The 19127-nt window shown below is 34.2% G+C and carries 7 protein-coding genes; 1 reads left to right on the plus strand and 6 read right to left on the minus strand.

The window, feature by feature from the left end; genetic code table 11:
- Window positions 1-187: 187 nt before the first annotated feature.
- The 4 genes from PBN93_RS02575 to PBN93_RS02590 form a co-directional block, all read right to left on the minus strand.
- Window positions 188-4663, minus strand: coding sequence for a beta strand repeat-containing protein (locus PBN93_RS02575; protein WP_271081371.1), 4476 nt, complete (start codon window positions 4661-4663; stop codon window positions 188-190).
- A 214-nt stretch (window positions 4664-4877) separates the two neighbouring features.
- Complete coding sequence (locus PBN93_RS02580) at window positions 4878-6815, minus strand: OmpA family protein (RefSeq protein WP_271081372.1); 1938 nt, start codon at window positions 6813-6815, stop codon at window positions 4878-4880.
- 18 nt (window positions 6816-6833) lie between these two features.
- Window positions 6834-7784 (minus strand): PorP/SprF family type IX secretion system membrane protein, encoded by a 951-nt coding sequence (locus PBN93_RS02585; protein WP_271081373.1) that lies wholly within the window; start codon window positions 7782-7784, stop codon window positions 6834-6836.
- Window positions 7785-7800: 16 nt separating this feature from the next.
- Entirely contained in the window at window positions 7801-12396 is a 4596-nt protein-coding gene (locus tag PBN93_RS02590; protein ID WP_271081374.1) for a T9SS type B sorting domain-containing protein, read from the minus strand.
- 378 nt (window positions 12397-12774) lie between these two features.
- Between PBN93_RS02590 and PBN93_RS02595 the strand changes: the two genes are divergently transcribed.
- A complete protein-coding gene (locus PBN93_RS02595) occupies window positions 12775-14364 on the plus strand; it encodes a peptide chain release factor 3 (protein WP_271081375.1) in 1590 nt (529 codons plus the stop codon).
- Window positions 14365-14471: 107 nt separating this feature from the next.
- Here PBN93_RS02595 and PBN93_RS02600 read toward each other — a convergent pair whose 3' ends face one another.
- Window positions 14472-14783 carry a DUF3467 domain-containing protein gene (locus PBN93_RS02600; RefSeq protein ID WP_034646236.1) on the minus strand — a complete coding sequence of 104 codons (312 nt, stop codon included), beginning with the start codon at window positions 14781-14783 and terminating at the stop codon, window positions 14472-14474.
- A 5-nt stretch (window positions 14784-14788) separates the two neighbouring features.
- Window positions 14789-19087, minus strand: coding sequence for a DNA-directed RNA polymerase subunit beta' (rpoC, locus tag PBN93_RS02605; RefSeq protein WP_077400579.1), 4299 nt, complete (start codon window positions 19085-19087; stop codon window positions 14789-14791).
- Between the last annotated feature and the right edge of the window lie 40 nt (window positions 19088-19127).

The following is a 19127-nucleotide window of genomic DNA, read 5'->3' on the forward strand; positions in this document are numbered from 1 at the left end:
CCCTATTTGTATGGTTAACTTCTAGAAAAACAATGTAGAGAAATTATATCGTTGTTAAATTGATTATTAACAGGTGTTTTTAATCGATAACAAAGCCATTTTAAACGGATTACAAAAACAAAAAGACTACATTTAAGTAGTCTTTTATCGTTATTTTTGAACTTTAATCCGCTAACTGCTAATTACTTTAATTTCCCTTTGCTCTATGCGTAATATTTCTGTTTGTAATTGCATTAAAAGCTTTTAAAATTACATAAGGTGAAAACTCTGATGTAGAATTTGAAATTGTTGCTGTGGTTGTTACAAAATTCCCTATTACCACAGATGCTGGTTTTGGAATTACAAACCTAAATTTATTTGTAGTATCATTATTTCCATCATCATCTGAATAACTAGATGTATTAGGAAACTGATCTGACGAACTGCCTTCTACCATAGATCCTATAAAAATTTGTCCCTCTCCATAATCTGTTACCATTCCTAAACTATTATCTCCAGTACTAGCTGTTCCTTCATTAATATCCGTTAAAAATAATTCTATTGTAGCTCCTGGTCTAGACCAACCCTCTACTATTATATTTGAACCAGATACAAATGCATTAGATATTACTGCAAAGTTAGCTAAACCGTTAGGTCCGTTATCAGCGTCACCATTATCATTTATTGTAACTCCATCACCAACAGCATTTCCTGCATCTAAATCTATTCCCAGAGCGGGGCTTGTTGTTCCGTTTGCAAAAATTGAATTTCTTGAAATTAAATTTCCACTAGTATTACCTCCCGCAATTACTATACCTGCTCCACCATTAGACGTTATTATATTGTTAGTAATTGCGGCATTATTGCCATCAATTTTTATACCTGCATTTTCTACTACACCACTACAATTTCCTCCATTCTGTCCAGAGGTATTAATTGTATTTTCTATAATAGAAACACCATCAACATCTTCAACTTCTATACCTAAGGCACCTGCTTTTTCTATTAAATTTTGCCTAATAACAATGTTGCTCCCTCCATCAATAAATATATTATCAAAGCAAGCACCAGTTCCATTTTCTGTAATATGGTTGTTTTGGACAAGTACAGAAGATCCTCCTCTTATTTGTATACCTGCATTGGAATTTGTTGTTATAAAGTTTGAATCTATTGTTGCTTCTCCTCCTGTAATCTCTACACCAAAATCTATATTTCCTGCATTTGCACCAACTGCATTTACTCCTAAAAGTGAATGAGATACTGTTCCGTTTCCACCGCTAATAATTATACCAGCATTGTTATTTGCATATACAGATACGTTACGTATTACAGTACCATTACCAGAAGTATTTAGAACATCTCCGTTATTTTTATGAATCTGAATTTCTGGTCTATCATATCCTGGTAAAGCAATAGCGGAAACACCAACAGATGTACCTCCTGCTCCCTCTGCTCCAAAATTAGAATTGCCAGAATATGCTGTTTGTGTACGCCCATCTATAATGGTGTTTTCTCCTGTTATTACCTCTAAAGGGTTTCCATTAGATATTAGAATATCAAAAATACCACCAGCGTAATTTGCATCTGCTGTTCTACCTAATGCGTCTGAACTTGGAGGAATCATAAAAATAGATGTATCCTCTTCTGGCGCTGGATCAAAAAGACTATTTGCTTCAATATCCACAGTTGCTTCTCCTAGGCTATTAGAGTTTTTAATAAATTGATTTAAAGACCCTTGCCCGTTTTCATTTGTATTAACAATTGTATTAAAATTGAAACCAAAATCTATACCCACAACACCGTTACCTGCAACAGATACGTTAGAAACACTTTGTGCCCCATTAATTACCCCTAAAGAAACATCTTGAGTTGCTGTTGGATCTTTTCCACCTACTTCATTAGGCTCTTCTTGTATAGCTCCTGCTGTTCCAAAAGACCTGTATGTTTGTACAGGGTAACAATCTGAACAACTAAAACCACCTCCTCTAGTAGATTTTACGGTAGAACTAACTGCTTTAATAAAATAGTCGCCATCTGCCATACCTCCAAAAGAGTAATAACCTGCTGCATCTGTTGTTTTTCTTTGAATAAAATTACCCGAATCATCAAACAACTCTACTACAGCTCCTTGCAAACCTACACCATTAGCTGCTGTCTGGTTACGTCCAACTCCTCCAGGGTAATTCACGTCTTCAAATACAGTACCTGCTATTAAGTTAGATGGTACTTTTATTACTACCGCTGCAGATATAACAAAATCTTGCCCTACATCTACGTTAGCTGTTACTTGACTATCTGCTGGGGAAATAAATGAAGAAATATCATACGTATCTAAATCTACTCCATATGAATTTGATATGTTGTATGTTGGACTTACTGTATTATCATAAATTGTAGAATTATAGGCGTTATTACCAGATTGCCCCCCGTCATTTGTTAAAACGAAATTTTGTCCTGCTTGATTTGTTATCGATAGTTCTTCAGGGTTTGTAGAGCCAGAACTTGAACCATTTAAATCTGGATCTCCTTCCCAAGATAAGAATGATGCTTTTGCTCCTGCTCCAGAAATAGCGTAAAAAGAATCTAACGTAAAAGATGTTCCCTCGTTACTTAAACCATCAAAACCTTGGTATAAGTTTATATTTACTGCTGGCAAATTTGGGTCTTCATAAAAAACAATTAGAGTCCACCCTCCCAAAACAGTTGACGTATTACAATAATCTCCCGTGTTATTTATTGTTAAACCACTAAAATCAAAAACATTTGTACTAGGATTAGCAACGCTTTTAACAATATCTGTTACATCACTTACATAACCAAAAAAGTTTCTGCTAGTTAAAGACGTTTGATATAGGAAATTTGCTGATACATTTTGTCCTTCAAAAACTATATCTGGATCTCTAACTGTACTTGAATGAGCCCAGTATAAATATGCCCTTTCTACCGTTCCTGTATTAGGTATAGGTGATATTAATGTATTAGAAGATGATGTAGTTACAGCACATGGCGAAACTCCATTAGCACCTGTTCTTAAAGTACCACCAGTTGTAGAATAATCATAATACCCATCAAACTCCTGAAATAAAGTTAATGGATCATTTGCTAAAATTTGTGAATTTATAGTTCCTGTTCCCGTGTCTGCGTAATTAACAGTTGCATACTGAGCTGAAGCTCCTGTAAATTCTATTTTAAAGTTTTCGGCAAATTCTGGTGTTCCATCATTAGTTATAGGTACAGATATAGTTTGCACGTTACCCAGTTCTCCTGTAAAAGTTAAAGTACCACTTACTGCTGTATAATCACTACCTGCCAAAGCTGTATCATCTACTGTTGTATAATCTACCGTAAAAGGTGATTCAACAAAACCAAATAAAAATACATTTCTACCGTGCGCAGCTCTTGTAGATGTTACGGTAAAAATTGCTACACCGGCATCTTCATCTATTGTAACATCTTCTATTTCTATTACTGGTCCTTCTGGGTAACAATTAACCTGTGCTTCCCAACCTGCTCCTGTTGAATTACCATTAGATGTAAACCTAAATGTTAAACAACCAGATGTAGCAGATGAATTTATGGAGCTGGGAATGTTAGCACTATCATATTGACCAATTAATGGTGCACTAGTAGAATTACCATCGTATATATATAAAATATCTCCAGTTACAACTTCAAAAGCAGTAAAATCTACATTTATGTAAGTATCTGCTGTATCTGGACAAATGGTATACGTAGCATCTTCATTATTCCTATAATTAGATGGACCTCCTGGGTCAAAAAAAGTATCGTTACAACTATTTACCGTAACTCCATCTGTCATCACCAAGGCATCATTATCTATTATTGTACCTGTACCTATGTCTGATATATCTATACTATTGTTAGAGGAACTTGTAAACCTAATTGTAAAATCTTCTGCTCCTTCTATAGTTGTATCCTCTAAAATTGGTATTGTTATAGTTTCTGTATCGTTAATGTTGCCATTAAAATTTAAGGTTCCTGTTCTAGCTGTATAATCTGCTCCTGCAGTTGCACTACCATTAAAAGTAGAATAATTAACACTATATGAACCTGATACACTTGTAACAGTTTGTCTTACTGTAAAAGTAGCCGTACCCGCATCTTCATTAACTGTTACATCGTTAATCTCTAACACAGGGCTAGAAACAGCTGTAAATAGTACATTGTCTATAAAAATTTGATCGTTGCTTGCCCAATTATTACCACTAGTAGATCTAAAAATAATTGCCGGATTAGATGCTATTTGGGCAGCTGTTAATGTATAAGATAAAGAGCCTTGAGTGTTCGTGTTTATATTACGTACCAAGTTCCAAGCTCCAGTGTTACCATTATAAATATAAACACCTAATGATTCTCCTCCTCTATTACGAGCATCAAAATCTAATGTTAAGGTAACCGAGTCGTAGCCTGATAATGGAATAAATCTGTAAATGAATCCGTTATCTATATTTCTTAATCGTAATCTATTCCCAGTAATGCTGATGTTACCACTCCAAGGACTATTGTTATCTCCAGATTCTATCCAGTTAGTAGAAAAGTTTTGGTTACCATCATTTCTACTATATGAAATAGAAGAAAAGTTATCTCTAAAAGTATCTTGACCTAATACCAAGCTAGTAAAAAGCAAGAAAAAAAACACTAAATATACATTAATCAACTTCATAATAAGAATTGGGTTTAATTTGGGGAATGTGTCATAAGTAAACACACCCATCTTATCAATCTGCTAAATTATAACCTTTAAAGTAGCGTATATAATATTTGTTGTGAACATAAGTTAATGTAATGTATAGCTCTATAAAGATGAAGTTAGAAAAAATAAAAAAAAGCCTTAACTTTTAGGTTAAGGCTTTCTTCGGAATTAACTAGCAGTTAATCTATTCTATAATAATAAACTCAGATCTTCTGTTTAATTGATGCTCTTTAACAGTACATGGTATACCATTTTCACACTTATTTACAAGTTTTGTTTCTCCAAAACCTTCACCTTGTAAACGACTTGCATCAATACCTTTAGATACCATATAATTTACTGTTGCTTCTGCTCTTTTTTGAGACAACCATAAGTTGTAAGAATCTTTTCCTCTACTGTCTGTATGTGAGTTTACTTTAATTTTTAAACTAGGAAATTTCTCCATAGCTACGATAACTTTTTGTATTTCAATTTCTGCATCTGGTCTAATATCAAACTTATTTAAATCAAAATAGATAGTACTTAATTGTAATAGTTTAGCTAAATCATCCCCTGCACCAGCTGTTACTTTGTCTCTTTCTAAATAAAAGTCTATAACCTGTGGTTCACCATTAGATTTACTTAAATATTTCTCTGAAGGAACATAACCTTCTACTACGGCTCTAACAAAATTTCCTTGGTTACAATCTAAAGTAATATTGTATACACCATTAGAACTCATAATAGTTGATGAAATTTCTTCGTTATTTTCATCAATAACTTTTATTGCCGCCCCAACTAAAACTTCATTAGAAATTTTATCTCTAACTGTACCCGTTATTTGCTGAACGCAATCCAACACCAAAGGTTCATTTTCTACAACTGCATATATATCATCTTCTCCTAAACCACCTTTTCTGTTAGATGCGAAATATCCGTTTCTATTTTCACTATCAAAAATAAAAGTAAAATCATCCATATTACTATTAACTGGCTCACCAACATTTACAATAGAACCTGTAAAGTTGTTGTTTGCTATTTTTGTAGCAAAAATATCTAAACCTCCAAGTCCTAAATGGCCATCTGAAGAAAAATATAAAATACCTTCATTAGATACATAAGGAAAAGTTTCCCTTTCTTCTGTATTAATTTTATTACCAAGATTTAGCGGAGTTCCATATGTATCATCATCATTTATACTTACACTAAAAATATCAGACATACCAAGTGTACCAGGCATATTAGAGGCAAAATACAGAGTTTTTTCATCTGTACTAAGAGTTGGGTGGGCCACAGAATAATCATCGCTATTAAAAGGCAATTCAGTAATATTTGTCCAGATACCATTTACATAATCTGCTCTAAATATTTTTAACCTTACTACTCCATCTCTATCTTTTACTTTTTTACCATCTTTATAATTATTTCTGGTAAAGTACATTGTAGTGCCATCTTTAGTTATTGCAGATGTAGACTCATGATATCTAGTATTAACATTTTTATCTAATTTAATAACTTTATTAAATGAAACGCTATCTACATTAACCTTATATAAATCTAAAAAGTCTCTAGAGTTCCAAGTATGCCTGTATTTTGCAAAGTTTCCTGTATCCCTGTCCGAAGAAAAAAGTAGTCCTTCTTTAAAAAACGTAGGTGCAAACTCATTGTGTACGCTGTTATATTTAAATTTAGATATTTTAAACTTATCTGTATTAGCTTTAATTTTATTGAAAGAAGCTACAGTATCTTTCGCAAACAGAGCTTTTTCTCCAGAAGAAGCTACATCATAAAATTTTTCGAGTATTGCATTAGACTTGTCGTACTCACCTAAAGTTCTTAAAGTTTGTGCATATTTAAAATATTGTTCTGCAGTAACGTCTGCCTCAAATTCTGATACTAATTTTTGATATATTTCTGAAGCTTTCTTATAATCTGCATTAAAATAATATGAGTTAGCAAGTTTACTTAGTAATTCTGCAGAAACGAAACCTTTTTCTATAACTTTTGTGTATATATCTATAGCCGGGCTAAACGCGTAACTTTTGTATTTGTTATTTGCTTTTTCTATTAATTTCTCTTGGGCACTTGTGTTACCAACAGTAAAAAATAGTATAGCAAGTAAAACTATAATTTTCTTAACCATTTTTTTAATTTTAAATTTTTAGAAGAATCTAGGCGAAACTAGTTTTTCAAAAGCTCTAACTAATTCAAATCTCATAAACACCTCAAAAGAGCCATCATTAAATTGTGTGCCTCCTAACTCTGTAGTCTCCTTATCATATGCTAAACCAAGCATTAATTGGTCTGACAATTGAAAACCTGCCATAGCACTTACTGCTGCGTCCCATCTGTATGCCGCACCAAAAGTAAACTTCTCATTAAACATAAAGTTTGCTGATAAATCTACCTGTAAAGGAGCACCACTAACAACTTTAGTTAATACTGCTGGTTTAAATTTTAAGGTATTATTTAGGTCAAAAACATATCCTGTAATTGCATAAAGGTTAACTTTATCTTTGGATAGAAACTGTACATCATCTGAATCTCGATTACTATTATCAAAATGATCTGTTTCTACTAAGTTTGGAGCAGATAATCCTAAGTAAAACTTATTGGTATGATAATAAAAACCTAATCCAAAATTTGGAGAGAATCTATTATCAATATTATCTGTTTCTACTACTTCATCATCTATTTTACGTAATTTCTCAAAATCTAAGTTTAGTAAGTTACCTCCTACTTTTAATCCAAAAGATAACTTTCTATCCTGAGCTAATTTTAAAGTGTAAGAAACTGTACCGTCAAAATAAGTTTCCTGTACAACGCCATCACCTATTTGATCATTAACTATGGATATTCCGTATCCTAAATTACTATTTCTAATTGGCGAGTGTAAATTAAAAGTCTGAGTTTTTGGAGAACCTTCTAGTCCTACCCATTGTGACCTGTATAGTGCAGCTACACTTAATTGACCTCTTGAGCCTGCATATGCAGGGTTTACTGCTAAAGTATTAAACATATATTGTGTATACTGTGCATCTTGTTGAGCACTAACACTGTCTAAAACTAATAATACTAATATAATTGTTGCAAAAATGCTTCTTTTTATCATTTTATGATATTAATTTTTATTTACTTACGTATAGATAACCACTATCTGTATTGTTATTCCCATTTTGCTCGTAGTTGAAGATATAGTAATAAACTCCCGAAGGTAAAACTTCACCAGCCTTTACTGTAGATCTACCTTTAGATTTACCATCAAAAACATTGTTAATGTTATTGTATCCATCTGCTTCAAAAACAGCAATACCCCATCTGTTGTAAATTTTTAAGGAATTGTTAGGAACTAAGTCTACGTTATCTATCCAAAGGAAATCATTTTTTCCATCACTATTTGGTGTTACCATTTGCATAACAACTACAGCATTTTCATCAGGTGTACTATCATCCATATTATCTAAATAATCTGGAGTACCATCACCATCTGTATCATCATTAGTTGGGTCACCATCACCATCTGCATCTTCATCTGGTGTGTTTATGCCATCTCCATCGTCATCTAAATCTCTGTAGTTTACATCTTCTGTACCGTCTGTATCTGGTAAATCGTTTGCTGGATCGTTAATTTCATCATTAACATCAAAACCATCGTTTACATCTGTTCCTTCATAACCATCATCTAAACCATCTCCGTCTGTATCTATAGTAGTATACTGTTGATCTGGAATTCCATCAAAATCAAAATCGTTACCCTCATTATTATCTGGCACTGTGTCATTATCACTATCCAAATCAATATAATCTGGCGTATCCTCACCATCGTGATTATTTGGTGTTAAGCCACCTAAGTATGCGCTATTTACACCATCATTAGCTAAGTAAGTCGCGGCATCATCATTATTAGCAGCAATATAACCAGCTGTTGTTTGCGCTTCTACGTTATCAGGAATACCGTCATCGTCAGCATCTATATCTAAATGATTTGGTATACCGTCTCCGTCTGTATCTGTAGGGTTAGTTAAAGGATCATTATCTTCATCGATATTTTCATCTTCTACTGTGTCTAAAATACCATCATTATCATCATCTAAATCTACAGCATCTGGAACACCATCTCCATCTGTATCTGTACCAGGTGTATTATCTGTAGGATCTAAATAATCTGGTGTACCATCACCATCTGTATCATCGTTAGTTGGGTCACCATCACCATCTGCATCTTCATCTGGTGTATTTATGCCATCTCCGTCGTCATCTAAATCTCTGTAGTTTACATCTTCAGTACCGTCTGTATCTGGTAAATCGTTTGCTGGATCGTTAATTTCATCATTAACATCAAAACCATCGTTTACATCTGTTCCTTCATAACCATCATCTAAACCATCTCCATCTGTATCTACTCCTGTAAATGTTTGGTCTGGTTCTCCGTCAAAATTAAAGTCGTTACCCTCATTGTTATCTGGTACTGTGTCATTATCACTATCCAAATCAATATAATCTGGTGTATCCTCACCATCGTGATTGTTTGGTGTAATTCCTTCGTCTCCTGATCCTTCATAAGCATCATCTAAACCATCCATATCTGAATCGTTTCCGCTTGGTGCTACATAACCATCAGTTGTTTGACCTTCTACGTTATCTGGAATACCATCGTTATCTGCATCGATATCTAAATGATTTGGTATACCGTCTCCGTCTGTATCAAGTGGATCTGTTAACGGATCATTATCGCCATCTAAGTTTGGATCCTCTACTGCATCCAAAATACCATCATTATCATCATCTAAATCTACAGCATCTGGAACACCATCGCCATCTGTATCTTTTCTATCATCTGTAGGATCTAAATAATCTGGAGTACCGTCACCATCTGTATCATCGTTAGTTGGGTCACCATCACCATCTGCATCTTCATCTGGTGTATTTATGCCATCTCCGTCGTCATCTAAATCTCTGTAGTTTACATCTTCAGTACCGTCTGTATCTGGTAAATCGTTTGCTGGATCGTTAATTTCATCATTAACATCAAAACCATCGTTTACATCTGTTCCTTCATAACCATCATCTAAACCATCTCCATCTGTATCTACTCCTGTAAATGTTTGGTCTGGTTCTCCGTCAAAATTAAAGTCGTTACCCTCATTGTTATCTGGTACTGTGTCATTATCACTATCCAAATCAATATAATCTGGTGTATCCTCACCATCGTGATTGTTTGGTGTAATTCCTTCGTCTCCTGATCCTTCATAAGCATCATCTAAACCATCCATATCTGAATCGTTTCCGCTTGGTGCTATGTAATCATCAGTTGTTTGACCTTCTACGTTATCTGGAATACCATCGTTATCTGCATCTATATCTAAATGATTTGGTATACCGTCTCCGTCTGTATCAAGTGGATCTGTTAACGGATCATTATCGCCATCTAAGTTTGGATCCTCTACTGCATCTAAAATACCATCATTATCATCATCTAAATCTACAGCATCTGGAACACCATCTCCATCTGTATCTTTTCTATCATCTGTAGGATCTAAATAATCTGGAGTACCGTCACCATCTGTATCATCGTTAGTTGGATCACCATTACCATCTGCATCTTCATCTGGTGTATTTATGCCATCTCCGTCATCATCTAAATCTCTGTAGTTTACATCTTCAGTACCGTCTGTATCTGGTAAATCGTTTGCTGGATCGTTAATTTCATCATTAACATCAAAACCATCGTTTACATCTGTTCCTTCATAACCATCATCTAAACCATCTCCGTCTGTATCTACTCCTGTAAATGTTTGGTCTGGTTCTCCGTCAAAATTAAAGTCGTTACCCTCATTGTTATCTGGTACTGTGTCATTATCACTATCCAAATCAATATAATCTGGTGTATCCTCACCATCGTGATTGTTTGGTGTAATTCCTTCGTCTCCTGAGCCTTCATAAGCATCATCTAAACCATCCATATCTGAATCGTTTCCGCTTGGTGCTATGTAACCATCGGTTGTTTGACCTTCTACGTTATCAGGAATACCGTCATCGTCAGCATCTATATCTAAATGATTTGGTATACCGTCTCCGTCTGTATCAAGTGGATCTGTTAACGGATCATTATCGCCATCTAAGTTTGGATCCTCTACTGCATCTAAAATACCATCATTATCATCATCTAAATCTACAGCATCTGGAACACCATCTCCATCTGTATCTTTTCTATCATCTGTAGGATCTAAATAATCTGGTGTACCATCACCATCTGTATCATCGTTAGTTGGGTCACCATTACCATCTGCATCTTCATCTGGTGTATTTATGCCGTCTCCGTCGTCATCTAAATCTCTGTAGTTTACATCTTCAGTACCGTCTGTATCTGGTAAATCGTTTGCTGGATCGTTAATTTCATCATTAACATCAAAACCATCGTTTACATCTGTTCCTTCATAACCATCATCTAAACCATCTCCATCTGTATCTACTCCTGTAAATGTTTGGTCTGGTTCTCCGTCAAAATTAAAGTCGTTACCCTCATTGTTATCTGGTACTGTGTCATTATCACTATCCAAATCAATATAATCTGGTGTATCCTCACCATCGTGATTGTTTGGTGTAATTCCTTCGTCTCCTGATCCTTCATAAGCATCATCTAAACCATCCATATCTGAATCGTTTCCGCTTGGTGCTATGTAACCGTCGGTTGTTTGACCTTCTACGTTGTCTGGAATACCGTCGTTATCTGCGTCTATGTCTCTAAAGTCTGAATTAGAATCTGAATCTGAATTTGTTGGTGTTATACCTTCGCCTGATCCAGGCGTAGTTTCATAAGCATCATCTAAACCATTACCATCTGTATCACAAGAACAAGGGCTAATTATTGCATTACCTCCTTGAGCCTCAGTATTATCTGTAATTCCATCATTATCAGAATCTATATCTCTAAAATCCGGCTTCTTATCTCCGTCTGTATCAACAGGAGTTAACCCCAATCCTGGGCAACTCTGGTACGCATCATCTAAACCATCACAATTTGCATCTTTACCCTTTGGAGCGATGTAACCATCTGTTGTTTGTGCCTCAATATTATCTATAATACCATCATCGTCAGAATCTATGTCTCTAAAGTCTGGGTGAGAATCTCCATCTGTGTCTACAGGAGTAATTCCTTGTCCTGTACCACAATAATCTTCATAATGGTCGTCTAGTCCATTTTTTGGAGCAGAATCCATACCACAAGGCGGGGTGAATTCTTTTGTAGTTTGAGCTTCAACATTATCTAAAATTCCGTCATTGTCAGAATCTATATCTAAATAATCTTTTCTAGTATCACCATCTGTATCTATAGGTGTTAAACCACCACAGCTTCCTGGTGTTTCTTCGTAAGCATCATCTAAACCATTACCGTCAGAATCTATACCACTTGGAGCAATATAACCAACTGATAATTGTGCTTCAATGTTATCTAAAATACCATCGTTATCAGAATCAATATCTAATCTATTAGGTATTCCATCCTTATCTACATCTCCATCTCCTTCTATCGTATCAATAATTCCGTCATTATCATCATCAATATCGATGTGATCAAAAACGCCATCACCATCTGTATCTACACCAGGACCAAAGTTGGCGTGTACAGTTAATGTAGAGAATATAAATACAAGTAAAAACGTAAACAGAGGTGCCTTTTTTTTATTAAAAGACCTGCTTAATACTAAAGTAAAGTTTTCCATAAATGATAGTTAGTGTTACTAATCACCATGGCATTGTTTGTTAAGTTTACCTAAAAAGATTTTGGGACTTCTTGCTTAAACTGGATGCTAAGTTAAAGTTATTTTTAAATACTACATTAATTTTGATATTATAAGTTACATCCGTTCTTTGAAGCGCAAATTTAATCGTTTAAATGTTAATTTTTTAACTTTCACCTTTAAAAATTTAACAAAAAAAATATCTTAAAGCAATTTTACAGAAATTAGATTATCTGAAAAAAAGGTACTTTATCGAAAGTAAAAAAAAGTTAACTATCTAATAATCTGACCTCTTAATATTTGTTAACAGAGTTATTAGCATTCTATTATTTACCGTACTTTTGCAACAAATTTTTTTAAATGAGTTTTGAAAAAGAAATACAAAAGAGAAGGACTTTTGGTATTATATCACACCCCGATGCTGGTAAAACAACACTAACAGAAAAGTTATTACTTTTTGGTGGCGCAATACAAGAAGCAGGTGCCGTAAAAAACAATAAAATAAAGAAATCTGCCACCAGTGACTTTATGGAAATTGAAAGACAAAGAGGAATTTCTGTGGCTACATCGGTACTTGCCTTTATATATAAGGATAAGAAAATAAATATTTTAGATACACCTGGACACAAAGATTTTGCTGAAGATACATTTAGAACTTTAACAGCTGTAGACAGTGTTATTGTTGTTATTGACGTTGCAAAAGGTGTTGAGGAACAAACTGAAAAATTGGTTGAAGTATGTAGAATGCGAAAAATACCAATTATTGTTTTTATAAATAAATTAGACCGAGAAGGTAAAGATGCTTTTGACTTGCTTGACGAAGTAGAGCAAAAATTAGGCTTATCTGTTACACCATTAAGTTTCCCAATTGGTATGGGTTACGACTTTAAAGGAATTTATAATATATACGAAAAGAATATAAATTTATTTAGTGGTGACAGCAAAAAAAACATTGAAGAAACCATTGCTTTTGATGATGTTCAAAACCCTGAGCTCGAAAATGTAATTGGTAAAAAAGCCGCACAAACTTTAAGGGATGATTTGGAGCTAGTAAACGGGGTTTACCCTGAATTTAGTAAAGAAAAATACTTAGCTAGTGAACAACAACCTGTATTTTTTGGCTCTGCTTTAAATAACTTTGGTGTACGTGAACTATTAGATTGTTTTATTGAAATTGCTCCTTCTCCAAGACCAAAAAAAGCAGAAGAACGAGAGGTTATAGCAAACGAAAAAGAATTTACAGGTTTTGTTTTTAAAATACACGCTAATATGGATCCTAAGCACAGAGACAGACTAGCGTTTATTAAAATTGTGTCTGGAACTTTTGAGCGCAACAAGCCTTATTTACACGTTAGAAACAAAAAGAAACTAAAATTCTCTAGTCCAAATGCTTTTTTTGCTGAGAAAAAAGAAATAGTAGACATATCATACCCAGGAGATATTGTTGGTTTACATGATACAGGGCATTTTAAAATAGGTGACACGTTAACAGAAGGAGAAGAGTTACACTACAAAGGTATACCTAGTTTTAGTCCAGAACACTTTAGATACATTAATAATGCAGATCCTATGAAGGCTAAACCTTTATATAAAGGAATAGATCAGTTAATGGATGAAGGTGTAGCACAATTATTTACTTTAGAAATGAATGGACGTAAAATAATTGGTACTGTAGGTGCTTTACAGTTTGAAGTTATACAATACAGATTAGAACATGAATATGGCGCCAAATGTACTTATGAGAATTTCCCTGTTTTTAAAGCTTGTTGGGTAGAACCTACAGACAAAAATAATGATGAGTTTAAAGAATTTAAGCGTGTTAAACAAAAGTTTTTAGCAAAAGATAAGTCTGGAAAACTAGTATTTTTAGCAGACTCACAGTTCTCTTTACAAATGACACAGCAAAAATACCCAAGTGTAAAACTACACTTTACATCTGAGTTTGAATAACAATTAGTGTTACAAGAAAATAAAAAAAGCCAAACATAAATTGTTTGGCTTTTTTATTACCCATTGTTTATTAAAAAGAAAACCACGCAAATTGCGTGGTTTTTTTATTATGCTTCTCCTGTTGGACCAAAATTAATTGGTACTGAAGGCTGCTCATAATCTTTAATTGCTCCGTGAGCCTTTTCAAAACGTTGAACATTATCATTTAATGCTTTTAAAAGCTTTTTGGCGTGTTGTGGCGTAAGTATTATTCTACTTTTCACTTTTGCCTTTGGCGCTCCTGGCATTAAACTAACAAAGTCTACTACAAATTCTGATACAGAGTGGTTAATTATTGCTAAATTAGAATAAACTCCTTCAGCAGTTTTTTCATCTAACTCTATATTTATTTGTTTCTGATCTTGATTAGAATCACTCATACAACTTAAAATTTAAGTTCCTCTTTACGAGCCATAATCTCATCATATTCTTCTTTAGAACCTACTATGATGCTATCATAATCTCTCATACCTGTACCAGCAGGTATCTTATGTCCAACAATTACATTTTCTTTTAATCCTTCTAAGTTATCAACTTTACCAGCTACTGCTGCCTCGTTTAATACTTTAGTTGTCTCCTGGAACGATGCCGCAGAAATGAACGATTTAGTCTGTAAAGATGCTCTAGTAATACCTTGTAAAATTGGTGTTGCCGTTGCTGCAACAGCATCTCTAGCAGATACTAATGATTTATCAGCACGTCTCAAGATTGAGTTTTCATCTCTTAACTCTCTGGCTGTAATAATTTGTCCAGCTTTTAAGTTATCAGAATCTCCTGCATCTTCTACAACTTTTTTACCATAAATTTCATCATTTTCCTTGATAAAATCTTCTTTGTGCGCCAATTGGTTTTCTAAGAAAATAGTATCACCCGGATCTTGTATACGAACTTTACGCATCATTTGTCTAACAACAACCTCAAAGTGTTTATCATTAATTTTTACACCTTGTAAACGGTATACCTCCTGAACTTCGTTCACTAAGTATTGTTGTACAGCAGAAGGGCCTTTAATTGCTAAGATATCTGCAGGTGTAATAGATCCATCAGATAATGGCATACCAGCTCTAACATAATCATTTTCTTGTACAAGAATTTGATTAGACAATTTCACTAGATATTTTTTAACATCACCTAATTTAGACTCTATAATAATTTCACGGTTACCTCTTTTAATTTTACCAAAAGAAACAACACCATCAATTTCTGAAACAACTGCCGGGTTAGATGGGTTACGTGCTTCAAAAAGTTCAGTAACTCTTGGAAGACCACCCGTAATATCACCAGATTTAGCAGACTTACGAGGAATTTTAACTAATGTCATACCCTCAGTAACCTTATCGTTGTCATCCACCATAATGTGAGATCCAACTGGAAGGTTGTAAGAACGTAATATCTCGTCATTATTATTCTTAACTAATAATGTAGGTATTAACTTTTTATTTCTAGACTCAGAAATTACTTTTTCCTGGAAACCAGTTTGCTCATCAATTTCTACTTGGTATGTAACACCTTGCTCTATATTTTCATAAGAAACTTTACCTGTAAATTCAGATACAATTACACCGTTATATGGATCCCAAGAACAAATTACATCTCCTTTAGCAACTTTAGCACCGTTTTCTATAGCTAGCTGAGAACCGTAAGGAATATTACTTGTACTTAAAGTAATACCTGTTTTAGCATCAACTATTTTTATTTCCGATGTTCTAGAGATAACAATTTTTACTTTGTTCCCCTCATTATCTTCACCATTAACAGTTCTTAAGTCTTCTATTTCTGCAATACCAGCAAATTTAGCTTCTAATTTATTATCCTCAGAAATGTTACCTGCAATACCACCCACGTGGAAGGTACGCAATGTTAACTGTGTACCTGGCTCTCCAATAGACTGTGCAGCAACAACACCTACAGCTTCACCTCTTTGTACCATTTTATTGGTTGAAAGATTACGACCATAACATTTACCACAAATTCCTTTTTCTGCCTCACATGTTAATGCAGAACGTACTTCCACACTCTCTATTGGTGATGCTTCAATTTTCTTAACATCAGACTCTACTATTAACTGCCCTGCAGATAATAATTGCTCTTCTGTTACTGGATCAAATAAATCGTGTAATGATATTCTACCTAGAATACGAGCTCCTAAAGACTCAACTATTTCTTCGTTTTTCTTTAAAGCCGAAACTTCTATACCTCTTAAAGTACCACAATCTTCAGTGTTAATGATAACATCTTGCGAAACATCAACCAAACGACGAGTTAAATAACCTGCATCGGCAGTTTTTAAAGCCGTATCTGCAAGACCTTTACGTGCACCGTGAGTAGAGATAAAGTATTCAAGAATTGATAAACCTTCCTTAAAGTTAGAAAGAATAGGGTTTTCAATAATTTCACCACCACCTGCAGTAGATTTTTTAGGCTTAGCCATTAATCCACGCATACCAGTTAACTGACGAATTTGCTCTTTAGAACCCCTTGCACCAGAATCTAGCATCATATACACAGAGTTAAATCCTTGCTGATCTTCACGAATACGCTTCATTGCTAACTCTGTAAGCATTGCATTAGTAGATGTCCAAACATCAATTACCTGGTTGTAACGCTCGTTGTTAGTAATAAGACCCATGTTGTAGTTAGCCATAATACCGTCTACTTGACCGTTGGCTTCTGCAATCATTTCGTGTTTTTCTTTTGGGATAATAATATCTCCTAAACTAAAAGATAAACCACCTTTAAAGGCAAATTCATATCCTAAAGTTTTTATTTTATCTAAGAATTCTGCAGTAGTTGGCACGTCTGTAACAGCCAAAATACCACCAATAATATCTCTTAAAGATTTTTTATTTAATACATCATTAATATAACCTGCCTGTTCTGGCACCATCATATTAAATAAAACTCTACCTGTTGTAGTAGGTATTATTTGGTATACAAGTTCACCCTCTTCATTAAAGTCTTTTGCTCTAACTTTTATACCTGCATTCAAATCAAGTCTTTCCTCGTTAAAAGCTATAACAACTTCTTCGTCTGAATAGAATGTTAATCCTTCACCTTTAATTGGCACCTCTGGAGTAGATTTACGCTCTTTAGTCATATAATAAAGACCTAAAACCATATCCTGAGAAGGTACTGTTATTGGCGAACCATTAGCTGGATTTAATATGTTGTGTGATGCAAGCATTAACAACTGAGCTTCCAAAATTGCCTCAGGACCTAATGGTAAATGTACAGCCATTTGATCCCCATCAAAATCGGCGTTAAATGCCGTACAAACTAATGGGTGTAAACGTATTGCTTTACCTTCAATAAGTTTTGGCTGAAACGCCTGAATACCTAAACGGTGAAGCGTTGGAGCACGGTTTAGTAATACCGGATGTCCTTTTAGAACATTTTCCAAAATATCCCAAACTACTGGCTCTTTTTTATCTATAATTTTCTTTGCAGATTTAACCGTTTTTACAATACCTCTTTCTATTAACTTACGTATAACAAAAGGCTTGTAAAGCTCGGCAGCCATATCTTTTGGTAAACCACACTCAAATAATTTTAACTCTGGTCCAACAACAATTACCGAACGAGCAGAATAATCTACACGTTTACCAAGTAAGTTTTGACGGAAACGACCCTGCTTACCTTTTAATGAATCTGATAAAGATTTTAAAGGTCTGTTAGATTCTGTTTTTACTGCAGATGACTTACGAGTATTATCAAAAAGAGAATCTACAGATTCCTGAAGCATACGTTTCTCATTTCTAAGAATTACTTCTGGAGCCTTTATCTCTACCAATCTTTTTAAACGATTGTTTCTAATTATTACTCTTCTATATAAATCATTTAAATCTGATGTTGCAAAACGTCCACCATCTAATGGCACTAAAGGTCTAAGTTCTGGTGGAATTACTGGGATTACTTTCATAATCATCCACTCAGGTCTATTTTCTCTATTTTCTTGAGACTCTCTTAATGACTCTACAACCTGTAAACGTTTTAACGCTTCAGTTTTACGTTGTTTAGATGTTTCTGTATTTGCTTTATGTCTTAATTCAAATGATAATTCATCTAAATTAATTCTTGACAATAACTCTATTAAACATTCAGCCCCCATTTTAGCAATAAACTTATTTGGATCTGTATCTTCCAAATATTGGTTTTCTACTGGTATAGACTCTAGTATGTTTAAGTATTCTTCTTCAGTCAAGAAATCCATTTTCTGAATTTCTTCACCTTCTGGTCCTTTAGCAATACCGGGCTGAATAACAACATAACGCTCATAATAGATAATCATGTCTAATTTCTTAGAAGGTAATCCTAATAAGTAACCTATTTTATTTGGTAAAGAACGGAAGTACCAGATGTGAGCTACAGGAACTACTAAGTTAATGTGCCCAACTCTATCTCTACGTACTTTCTTTTCTGTAACCTCTACCCCACAACGGTCACAAACAATACCACGGTAACGGATACGCTTGTATTTTCCACATGCACATTCATAATCCTTTACAGGTCCAAAAATACGCTCACAGAAAAGACCATCCCTTTCTGGTTTGTGGGTTCTATAATTAATTGTTTCAGGTTTTAAAACTTCTCCTCTTGACTCTGCCAAAATAGCTTCTGGTGATGCCAATCCGATTGAAATTTTATCGAACCTTTTTATTGTATTATTATCCTTTGGTCTAGCCATAACAATATGGTGATCTTAAAATTAAATATATCTAACAAAT

The organism is Cellulophaga omnivescoria, assembly GCF_027915275.1.
GTDB lineage: Bacteria > Bacteroidota > Bacteroidia > Flavobacteriales > Flavobacteriaceae > Cellulophaga > Cellulophaga omnivescoria.